The 9,666-nt window shown below is 28.8% G+C and carries 8 protein-coding genes; 3 read left to right on the top strand and 5 right to left on the bottom strand.

Annotated features, from left to right (window positions below):
* The first annotated feature begins 51 nt into the window (after positions 1 to 51).
* Both Q0138_RS05470 and ade read left to right on the top strand, forming a co-directional pair.
* Entirely contained in the window at positions 52 to 1,269 is a 1,218-nt protein-coding gene (locus Q0138_RS05470; RefSeq protein WP_297981852.1) for a TIGR00300 family protein, read from the top strand.
* 435 nt (positions 1,270 to 1,704) lie between these two features.
* Positions 1,705 to 3,582, top strand: a complete 1,878-nt coding sequence (ade, locus tag Q0138_RS05465; protein ID WP_297981851.1) for an adenine deaminase — start codon at positions 1,705 to 1,707, stop codon at positions 3,580 to 3,582.
* 231 nt (positions 3,583 to 3,813) lie between these two features.
* Here the strand turns inward: ade and Q0138_RS05460 are convergent, their stop codons facing one another.
* Positions 3,814 to 4,458 (bottom strand): DUF447 domain-containing protein, encoded by a 645-nt coding sequence (locus Q0138_RS05460; RefSeq protein WP_297981849.1) that lies wholly within the window; start codon positions 4,456 to 4,458, stop codon positions 3,814 to 3,816.
* 468 nt (positions 4,459 to 4,926) lie between these two features.
* Here Q0138_RS05460 and Q0138_RS05455 point away from each other — a divergent pair, with 468 nt between their 5' ends.
* Positions 4,927 to 5,940 carry an SIS domain-containing protein gene (locus Q0138_RS05455; RefSeq protein WP_297981847.1) on the top strand — a complete coding sequence of 338 codons (1,014 nt, stop codon included), beginning with the start codon at positions 4,927 to 4,929 and terminating at the stop codon, positions 5,938 to 5,940.
* A gap of 485 nt (positions 5,941 to 6,425) precedes the next feature.
* Here the strand turns inward: Q0138_RS05455 and Q0138_RS05450 are convergent, their stop codons facing one another.
* The 4 genes from Q0138_RS05450 to Q0138_RS05435 all read right to left on the bottom strand — a co-directional run bounded on the left by Q0138_RS05450 (position 6,426) and on the right by Q0138_RS05435 (position 9,536).
* On the bottom strand, positions 6,426 to 6,632 hold the full coding sequence (locus Q0138_RS05450) for a histone (RefSeq protein ID WP_297981853.1): 207 nt from the start codon (positions 6,630 to 6,632) through the stop codon (positions 6,426 to 6,428).
* A gap of 210 nt (positions 6,633 to 6,842) precedes the next feature.
* Positions 6,843 to 7,415 (bottom strand): Hsp20/alpha crystallin family protein, encoded by a 573-nt coding sequence (locus tag Q0138_RS05445; RefSeq protein WP_297981845.1) that lies wholly within the window; start codon positions 7,413 to 7,415, stop codon positions 6,843 to 6,845.
* A 438-nt stretch (positions 7,416 to 7,853) separates the two neighbouring features.
* The gene (locus Q0138_RS05440; protein WP_297981843.1) at positions 7,854 to 8,906 is read right to left on the bottom strand and encodes an NOG1 family protein; all 1,053 of its coding nucleotides are present in this window, start codon (positions 8,904 to 8,906) and stop codon (positions 7,854 to 7,856) included.
* Between the two features lie 72 nt (positions 8,907 to 8,978).
* On the bottom strand, positions 8,979 to 9,536 hold the full coding sequence (locus Q0138_RS05435) for a TIGR00296 family protein (protein WP_297981841.1): 558 nt from the start codon (positions 9,534 to 9,536) through the stop codon (positions 8,979 to 8,981).
* Between the last annotated feature and the right edge of the window lie 130 nt (positions 9,537 to 9,666).

Here is a 9,666-nt window from a genome sequence, read left to right as displayed (position 1 = left end):
GTTTGCGCATGAACTTATAAAATTTATAAAAAAACTTTAAGGAGATTTTTAATGTATAAAAGAGAAATAGAATTGTCTGGTCATATCATTGATTCTTTAACTCTTCCTAAAACCATGGATATTATTATGGATAAAGGTGGGGACTTTGATATACTGGAATTTGACATAGGAAAACGTAAATCTGATACTAGTAAAGCTAAGATTATGGTTTCAGCTGAATCTCCCGATACTTTAAACGCTATTCTTGATGAACTAAATTTCATTGGAGTTTCAATTTCTGAAATCGAGGAAGTTAATTTAGTACCATCTCCTAAAGATAAAGTAGCTCCTGAAGGTTTTTATTCAACAAGCCATCATATTACTCAAATTTATTATAAAAATGAATGGATTTTAGTTAATGAAATTGAAATGGACTGTTTAATTGTAGTTGATGAGGAAGCTAAAACCGCAACTTGCAGACCAATTGCAGATATTAAAGAGGGAGACCTTATTGTAGTTGGAAGAGAGGGAGTAAAAATCACACCTCCTCAAAGATCAAGAGGTAAACAAGGCGTATTTGAATTTATGAACAGTGAAGTTTCTTCTGAAAAACCTATGATGAGCATTATTAATGAAGTTGCAAGTGAAATCAAGGAAGTTAAGGCAAAAGGAGGAAAAATAGCACTTGTTGGCGGACCAGCTATTGTCCATACCGGTTCTGCCGGAATTGTGGCTCAACTTATTAAGGAAGGATTCATTGATGTTATTTTTGCTGGAAACGCTTTGGCTACTCACGATATTGAATGTGATCAATTTGGAACTTCCCTTGGTGTTAATGTAAAAACAGGTGAAGTTGTTGCTCATGGTCACACTCACCATATGAGAGCAATCAACAGAATCAATAATTCAGGTTCAATTAAAAATGCTGTAGAGGACGGAACTTTAAAAAGCGGAATAATGTATGAATGTGTTAAAAATGATGTTCCATTTGTTTTGGCAGGTTCCATACGTGATGACGGTCCACTTCCAGATGTCATAACAGACACTGTAGAGTCTCAAAAACTAATGCGTAAATATGCTCAGGAAGTTGATATGGTTATAATGATTTCCACTATGTTGCATTCTATTGCAACAGGTAACTTATTGCCTTCCAGAGTAAAAAGTATTTGTGTGGATATTAATCCATCTACAGTTACTAAACTTTCAGACAGAGGTAGTGCACAAGTTGTTGGTATTGTAACTGATGTAGGTGCATTTTTACCTGTTTTATACAATGCTTTACAGGAATAATTGGATATTAAGGTTTTTTAAAAGTTTATATTTAATTTAAAAATTTAAGACTTTAGATTTAATTTAAAAATTTAAGACTTTTTAAAATGCTTTATTTTTTAAGAATTTGAAAAATTCATTTTTTCATTTTCTTTCATTTGATTTTTAAGGAATTCATTAATTTTGTTTTTACTATTTTTTTATTATTTTTTAGTTTTTTATTTTTCATTTTTATTAAAATTTCATTAAATGATTATAAATGTTTTGAGTTTAAAATTTTAAAATTTCATTAAATGATTATAAATTGTTCGGAGTTTAAAATTTTAAATTTTTCATTAAATGATTATAAATGTTTTGAGTTTAAAATTTTAATATTTTATTAAATGATTATAAATGTTTTGAGTTTAAAATTTTAAATTTTTCATTAAATGATTATAAATTGTTCGGAGTTTAAAAATGGGCGAAAAAATTATTGATGTGGACGGCAATCAGGTTGTCATCAGTGTTGAAGGCGAGGGTGACATTGAAATCGGTGAAATTCAAATGGATGAGGATTTTCTTCCGGATGCAGATTTGGTAATTACTGCAAAATATCTTAATGTAGAGTTTGGAGAGGTTTATCCTGCTGAGATTTTCATTAAGGATGGATATTTTGTTGAAGTGATTCCAATTATCTGTGATGATGAAAGCGAACTTGACCTTGATTATGAGGGAATTTTGATTCCGGGATTTATTGATTCCCATATTCATATTGAAAGTTCAAAGATGTCTCCTTCAAATTTTGCAAAGACTGCATTGAAATTTGGAACAACTTCCGTTGTTGCAGATTCTCATGAAATAGCTAACGTTTGCGGAATTGATGGAATAAACTTCATGATTGAAGATGGAAAAAATGTTCCTTTTGATTTTTATTTCGCTGTTCCTTCATGTGTTCCAGCAACTCCATTTGAAACTTCAGGTGCCACCTTGGACAGCAAGGATATAGAAGAACTTCTAAAACTTGATGAAATGGTTGCTCTTGGTGAAATGATGAATTTCCCTGGAGTATTGTCTGAAGATGAAGAGGTCTTGAAAAAATTGGAGGCTGCAAATAAGTTAAACAAGCCGATTGACGGTCATGCTCCTCTTTTAACTGGGGCAGATTTGGAAAAGTACATTTCCTATGGAATTTCCACAGATCATGAAACTGCCAGCTTTAGTGAAGCTATTGAAAAGAAAAAGGCAGGGATGAAAATAATGATTCGTGAAGGTTCATCTGCAAAGGATATGGACAATCTTTTAAACATTGATGAGCGTATCAATTATCTGATTGAAGAGGAAATGGCCGGTAATATTGTAGTAAATCAAATTGATGAGGATGTTATGACCACTCCATTTGACTTTTTGGTTTGTGATGACATTGATGCAAGAGACCTATCCCAAGGACACTTGAACAATTTGGTTAAAAAGGCTATTTCATTAAAGGTCAAGCCTAAGGAAGCTATTAAGATGGTTACCTTTAATCCTGCTGAACATTATAATCTTAATTGCGGTGCAATTGAAGCTGGAAAAATTGCTAATTTCTCATTGGTTGATGATTTGAGAAACCTTGAGATTCAAAAGGTTTGGGTTCATGGGGAACTTGTTGTTGATGGTGGAGAGGCTTTGTTTGAAGTTGAAGCTCCAAAGTTAATCAATAATTTTGAATTGGATGAAGTTGAGCCAAAGGACTTTGATCCAATTATGGAAATGGATTATGTCAATTCCCTTATGGATGAGACAACCAATGTTTATGTAATGAATGCATTTGATGGGGAACTATACACTGCAAAGTCTGAGGAAACTCTCATTGTTAGAAACAAGGTTATTTTGCCTGACTTGAATAGGGACATTATCAAGATTGCAGTTGTTAACAGATATGGCGGAAACAATATTACCAATGGTTTCATTAAGGGATTCAATCTTAAAAAAGGAGCTGTTGCATCATCTGTAGCACACGATTCCCATAATATTGTAGTTGTAGGTACTAATTCTGAAGACATGGCTTTGGCTGTTAATTTGATTAGGGAAAGTAAAGGCGGATTGGCTGTAGTTTCTAAGGAAGATGATATTCAGGACATTCTTGAATTGCCAATTGCTGGATTGATGTCTGATAAAAATTGTGAATATGTGGCAAGCAAATTAAATGATTTGCATGAATTGGCAGAAAGTTTAGGATGTACTTTAACTTCTCCATTTATGACCTTGTCATTTATGGCATTGCTTGTTATTCCAGACTATAAAATTAGTGATTTAGGTTTATTTGAATTGGAAAAATTTGATTTCGTTGACTTGGTAAGACAATACCTAAATTAGATTTTTAAATTTAATAAATCAAATTTTTACTATTTTTATTTTTTAAATAGCTATTTTTTCTTAAATTTTAATTTTTATTTTTTAAAACAGTTATTTTTTTATTTTTAAATAGCTATTTTTTCTTTAATTTTAATTTTTATTTTTTTATACAGTTATTTTTTTAATAAGCTTTTTTTCTTAAATTTTAATTTTTATTTTTTAAAACGTAATTTTTTAATTTTTAACCATATTCTAAATGTCAAATTTTTCTTTTCTTAATTCTTCAACGAGAATGTTTATTGCCTCTTTTTCTTCTGCACTGCCTACCTTTTTAATTATTCTTTCAGATTCCTTTATTCGTTCAATATAATACTCCTGCATTTCTTCATTTACTATATTTATTCTTGAATAATTCACTAAAGATTCAATAAGTGCATGGATTCCTCTATTTATGACTTTAGGACATTTTTTATTTATGCAAATTTCTTTTACATTTGCTTTAATATGGTATCTTGTGCTTTCATTAATTTGATCTTTTCTAAGACCTGCCTTTATGCTTTCAATTTCGCAAATGAAATAAGCGTCAGTTTCTGTAAAATAAGCTAATTCTTTATCTTCTTTTTTTATTCTAGTAATATGTTCTTCTGGGATTGTATTGATGCTTGCTAGTGTAAACATGATTGGATTAGAGCTGACATTCACTATAAATTCATTATTTTCCTGGAGGTTTTTGATTGTGTTTCCACCTTCAAAAATTCCCAATTGGATTTTATCTTTATCCAAAACCCTTAGTCCAAATGGGGCTGTATTTGATTTGCCATCCTTGTTGACGGTGGTAATTATGGTTTCGTATTGTTGTCCTTTTTCCATACCAAGTTTCTTTAAATCAATTTCCATTTCAATCCCAAAATTATTTTTTTAGTAATTATTTTCTAAATGTATATTTAAAAAATTAATAGTTTTTTTTCTTTTGATAAAATATTTTAAATTTTATTTTAGATTTTATTTAATTTTTTTCAGTGAAGTTTTTGTAAATTTTTATTATTATTATTTCTATTTTTAGATTTTATTAATTAAAAATTTTAGTATATTTCTATTGTTTTATCTTTATTTTTTATATATTTTCTTAATTTTCTAAATAACTTATTTATATAATGATTTATAAAGATAGTAATAATATATATGATTAAGTAGGATAACTTGATTGATTTTATTCTATTTGATTTTTTAATATTGGCTGAATTTAAAAAATTTCTAAAATTTATAATTTAATATAAAAAAGATAATAATTGATTATTGTCTTATTTGCTAAAATTATATTCATAACTATTTCATTTTTTTAAAAAAAATATATCGAGGGGTTTTATGAAATATAAAATGTATTATGAAATGATGGAACAACCAGAGGCTTTAAGAAGGACTTTTGCTTCTGAGTTGGAAAATATGGAAAATATTTCAAAAATTGCAGAATCTGTAGATATCATTTATTTAATCGGTTGTGGAAGTTCCATTTCCACATGTTATTCTATTAGAGATGCATTAGCACTTGTAAGTGATTTAAAAATTCAGGTTTTCACTGGTTATGAGTTTGTTTATAATAAAAAATTAAACAAGGGTGAAAATTCCTTGTTTATTGCCACTTCCCAATCCGGTCAAACCGCTGATACATTGGCTGCTTTAAGAAGAGCTAATGAATTTGAAATTCAAACAGTTTCTATTTCAAATGAGCCTGAAAGTGACATGATCAAGGAAGCCAAATATCCTGTCATTACTTTAGGAAATACTGAAGAGGCAATTTTAGGTACTAAAACCTATATTACTCAATTGGCATGTCTTTATCAAATTTTATTTAAGGCATCTGGATATGAAAAGGCTGATGAAATCCTAAATCAATTGGCTGAAATGCCTGATTTGGTTGAAAAGCTATTGGAAGAAACTGAAGAGGATTCCAAGAAATTAGCAGAAGAGTTAAAGGATGAAGATGGATTCTATTGCTTAGGTAGTGGAGTTAACTTTGGTCTTGCATATAAATTGGCCATGACCATGTTGATGGAAGGAGCCATTAAGCATGCTTGTCCACTTTATGCTTCTGAATTTAGACATGGTCTTATTGAAAGAGCAGAAAAGGATGTTCCTTTAATCTTTTTGGATGCTGATTTAGAAGTGGATGAATTAACCAAGAAGGCTATCAGAACTGCTAAAGGAGAATTGGAAGCTAAGACAATTATTTACAATTTAAAGGATTACGCTGATGTAAATAAATTATTGTCTCCATTTGTTCTTGTAATTCCATTGGAATGGTTTGTTTACTATTTGGCTCATTTCAATGATGAAGATCCTGGTGCAACTAGACATATTGGTAAAGTAAGATATGAATAGATTTTTATTTTATTAATTCTTACTTTTTTCTTTTCTTTTTTTTATTTATTCTATTTTATTCTAACTTCTACTTCTTTTATTCTATTTTATTCTATTTTATTCTAATTTTTACTTCTTTTATTCTATTTTATTCTAATTTTTAAAATTATTTTAAAATTTATCTTATTTTAGATTTTAATGGTCTTGTTTTATAAATTTATAAAAATAGGTGTAAAAATAAGATTTTTAAATATTAAAGAAATTTTAACTTATTTCAGTTAAAAAAGTTAATTTAAATAATTATTTTTATTCAGTAAAAATTAGTAATTTAGGTTAAGTAATTTAAAACTAGTGAAAATTAGTAATTTAGGTTAAGTAATTTAAAACTAGTGAAAATTAGTAATTTGGATTAAGTAATTTAAAAATAGTCGGTTTTAAAAAAAGGAGAAAAAATATAAAAAATAAATTTTGTTTTAAAAAAATTAAAAATAAGATAATTAATTATCTTATTCGTCTTTGATAGCTAATTTAATATCATCAGCTTTTACAGTTTGTCTTTTAGCAATTTTTGCGTATTCAATTGCTTTTTTAGATACAGCTGCTGCGTCTTCTTCTAAGTATGCTACTAATGCTTCTACTGCGTCAGCACTTACTCTTTCAGCACCAGCTTCTTTAATGATCCTATTAACAGGAGCTTTAGGAATAGCCATAATTTTCACCTCCATTTAGAATATAGTAATATTATATATGAACATAGTATTAAATATTTCCCTTTTTTTAGCAAATTTTCTTTCATTTTGGGATTTTTATACTAATATTCTATAAATTTTTTTTTAAGAAAAAATTAATATTATGATTTGACATCATAATATTATAATTAAACTTTAGAAAATTTCAATAGATTTTTGAATTTTTTTTTAAATTTATTCAATATCTACAGTTGTTTTTGGGATTTCCTTTTTAGGAACAGTTATGAATAAAATACCGTTGTCCTGTTTAGCGCTTACTTCTTCTTTAATGATTTCCTCAACTAATTTGATAGTTCTTTCAGCATCTCCCTTTTTAAATCCGCTTATGATTAATTTTGCAGGATTTTCTTCGCTGTCTTCAATTTTATCCAATATGTTGGTGAAATGAGCTTGAATTGTAATGGTTTTCTCAGTTGCTTCAATGCTAATTTGATCTTTTGCAACACCTGCCAAATAAGCTTGAATGTAGTAAGCATCCTTGGTTTCTGCAATGTCTACAGGAATTTTATTGGTAGTAGCAGTTTCCTTGTATTCTTGGTATCTTGAATCAAAGTTTTTTTGTAAACCTTTTACAGCAATGATTGTATCATCGATGGTTTTACTGATGTTTTCGCCAACTTTTTCTGCTACATCTTTTCCTTTATTATAGGTTTCATCCCATTTTTCTTTATTAGCTTCAGTTCTTGCTTCTGCTTTTGCTTTGAACTCTTCAGCTTTTTCTTTAATTTCTTCGGAATTGTCACTCATAGTATAACCCCTTGTAATTATTTTTTTATTTTATTTTTTTCGACCGCTAAATATTAAATCAGTTTAAAAATTCTATTTTTTAAGTTTAAGAAATCAAATATTTCTTAATGATTTATAGTGAAACTAATTCAATATTCCTTTACATATATTTTATCTTTTAAACTATAAAAATTTTTTATAAAAATTCGTTTTTATTAATTTTAATAGTTTAAAACTTTTAGTTTATTTTTGTTATTAAAATATACTTGAACTTACTTATTTATAAACTTTTCTATTTTAGTATATAAAAGTAATTAAAATTAATATCCTTTTAATTAATTTTTTATCGTCTATATGTCTTTTATTTTTAAAATATATTCATATGATTATGGTATTTTATAATATTTTTATTTTTTGTATTCGGTTGTACGATTAAGGATATTATAGTATTTTTATTTCTTAAGTTAGATCGAAGTAATTTCCATCTTCCTCTTCATAGTCGTCTTCAGAGACTCTTTCCCTTTTTTCAACCTGTTGGATTAATTTGATAATCTCTTCAACTCCTTCACCTTCAGCTGCTGAAATAAGCAATGGGTTTTCAGTCTTGTCAATATATTCCTGAATATAGTCATGTCTTATTCCATCATATTCTGCAATGTCCATCTTGTTGAATAGATAGATTATAGGAGCGTCAAATATATTTTTAATTTCCTCAAGAAGATTGTATTGGTTTTCAAGAGGATAACCGCAGGTTTCTGAACTGTCAAAGATAAACAATATTGCATCTGCCAAGTGTTCCAAAGCAACCATAGCATTCAGTTCAATGTCATTCATGTCTCCAATAGGTCTATCCAATAATCCGGGGGTGTCAATGATTTGATAATGTTTCCATCTTTTCTCAAAGTGGCCTATTTGAATTCCCTTGGTTGTAAATGGATAATTAGCAACTTGAGGTTCTGCATCAGTGATGTGGGTAAGCAATGTGGATTTTCCAACATTTGGAAAACCTGCAATTACAATGCTTGTTGCCTCAAAATCAACTGTTGGCATGTTTCTCAGGTTTTGTTTTGCAAAATCCAAAAAGTCAAGATCCTTTTCAATCTTGTAGACAACTGAAGATATTCTTCCGTATGCTTGTTTACGAAGTCCGGCTGCCTTTTCAGATGGTGCTCTTCTAATTTTAGCACCATATTCCTTTTCCAGTTGTGTAATGATTCCATAAGCCCAGTTTAAAGCACCTAAGGCTTGTTTAAAATCATCCACACCTACAGTAATGTCTATATAATCTTGATAAAATTCTGGAAGCTCTTCAATTTCAGGGGTACGGTCTATAATCATTTTAAGCTTGTCTTTAATGACCTGACAGGAGGTAATGACTCTTGTCTCTTCAAGTCTTTTACCTTTTAAATGTTTAGGCATCTTTTCCCCTCTTCTTAAATCAGCTGCCTTTTTTCCTCTTCTAAAACCCTTGTCCAATAATTCTTCAGGGGTTGGTATAGTTGGTAACATCATTGTTTTATCTCCTAATGATTTTTGTAAAAATTATTTTTTTTAAGTTTTTTTCATAATTTGTATAAAAATGATTTATTTGAATATTTGTCCTTGGAAATTGAAAACTTTGGTTTCCCTCTCAAGCCATGCATTTGGACTGAGTCCTGCTTTTATGCAGGTGTGTTCGAGAAATTCCTGTCTGCCCATATTGTATTCTGTTGCAACCTGTGGCAATAAAAGTCCTTTAAAGAATCCTTTTTCCACAATAAGTCCGTCTTCTCCTATTGTGATTTTTTCAAGATATTCTTCAGGAGCTTCAACTTCTATTAATTTAGGTTTTGTAAGCACTGTAATTTCATATTCAAGTGAATCCAATTCACCTTCACTTACCTGTGGGAAACGTGGATCTCTTATTGCTGCTGAAATTGCAGAATCTATTGTTGCTTCAATCAATGGGAAAATTGGTTCTGGATAACCGATACATCCTCTCAGATTATTGTTTTTGTTTAGTGTAACAAATACTCCAAGTTCATCTTTCAAATAATCAGGACAATCTGAAGGCATTTCAATTTTTCTATTTTCCTTTACATAAGTTTCTATAGCAAGTTTAGCTATTTTCAGTAAGTAGTCACCATCTTCTTTTCTTAACATTTGCACACCTTCAAATTTTTTAATATTCTGATTTTTAATATTAAAATTTAAATTTATTTTTTTAGTTTTTTAATAATTAAAATTTAAATTTATTTTTTTAGTTTTTTAATAATTAAAATTTAAATTTATT

This window comes from uncultured Methanobrevibacter sp. (assembly GCF_937906425.1).
In the GTDB taxonomy this organism is placed as follows: Archaea; Methanobacteriota; Methanobacteria; order Methanobacteriales; family Methanobacteriaceae; genus Methanobrevibacter.
The sequence above is the reverse complement of the archived record's forward strand: the minus strand, read 5'-3'. Positions and strand labels throughout refer to the sequence as shown.

Coding starts and splice junctions, on each gene's coding strand:
- Q0138_RS05470 (WP_297981852.1), top strand. CDS start 52: ATGTATAAAAGAGAAATAGAATTGTCTGGTCATATCATTGATTCTTTA.
- ade (WP_297981851.1), top strand. CDS start 1,705: ATGGGCGAAAAAATTATTGATGTGGACGGCAATCAGGTTGTCATCAGT.
- Q0138_RS05460 (WP_297981849.1), bottom strand. CDS start 4,458: ATGGAAATTGATTTAAAGAAACTTGGTATGGAAAAAGGACAACAATAC.
- Q0138_RS05455 (WP_297981847.1), top strand. CDS start 4,927: ATGAAATATAAAATGTATTATGAAATGATGGAACAACCAGAGGCTTTA.
- Q0138_RS05445 (WP_297981845.1), bottom strand. CDS start 7,415: ATGAGTGACAATTCCGAAGAAATTAAAGAAAAAGCTGAAGAGTTCAAA.
- Q0138_RS05440 (WP_297981843.1), bottom strand. CDS start 8,906: ATGATGTTACCAACTATACCAACCCCTGAAGAATTATTGGACAAGGGT.
- Q0138_RS05435 (WP_297981841.1), bottom strand. CDS start 9,536: ATGTTAAGAAAAGAAGATGGTGACTACTTACTGAAAATAGCTAAACTT.